The sequence below is a fragment of the Oleiphilus sp. HI0066 genome, assembly GCF_001635725.1.
The window spans coordinates 1-827 of sequence record NZ_LWFH01001438.1 but is presented as its reverse complement, the minus strand read 5'-3'; the positions used below and the strand labels follow the sequence as shown (position 1 = coordinate 827).

Genomic DNA, 827 nt, shown 5'->3' with positions numbered 1-827 from the left:
CGCCAAATCAAAACGACCAAGCGATTTGTTCTGAGCAGCTTGCTTACGCTCACCCTGAACAACGTGAATCGTTACTGCCGACTGATTATCTTCTGCTGTTGAGAACACTTGCGACTTCTTGGTAGGAATCGTTGTGTTTTTCTCAATCAATGGAGTAGCAACACCACCCATTGTTTCGATACCTAGCGTCAAAGGCGTTACGTCTAGAAGAAGAACGTCTGTCACGTCACCAGCTAGAACCGCCGCTTGAATCGCCGCACCCATTGCAACTGCTTCATCAGGGTTTACATCACGACGTGGCTCTTTACCGAAGAACTCTTGTACTTTCTCTTGAACAAGAGGCATACGTGTTTGACCACCGACCAAGATGACGTCATCAATTTCGCTTGTGCTCAAACCTGCATCATTCAATGCTGTTTTACATGGAGCAAGACTGCGAACAACCAACTCTTCTACCAACGACTCCAACTTAGAACGCGTCAACTTCACGTTTAAGTGCTTAGGACCTGTTGCATCAGCAGTGATGTATGGCAGATTTACATCCGTTTGTTGTGCACTTGAAAGCTCAACCTTTGCTTTCTCTGCAGCTTCTTTCAAACGCTGCATTGCAAGTGGGTCACCCGTTAAATCCATACCTTGATCTTTCTTGAACTCTTCAGCCAAATAGTCGATCAATGCCATATCAAAGTCTTCACCACCTAGGAATGTGTCACCATTGGTCGCTAGTACTTCAAACTGCTTTTCACCATCAACATCTGCGATTTCGATAATCGAAATATCGAAAGTACCACCACCAAGGTCATACACAGCAATCGTAGAATCACCTT

1 protein-coding gene is annotated in these 827 nt (G+C 45.1%); it reads right to left on the bottom strand.

Annotated features, from left to right (window positions below; translation table 11 throughout):
- Positions 1–827, bottom strand: an 827-nt coding sequence (locus A3738_RS22030; protein WP_156504412.1) for an Hsp70 family protein, incomplete at both ends; no start/stop codon positions are given.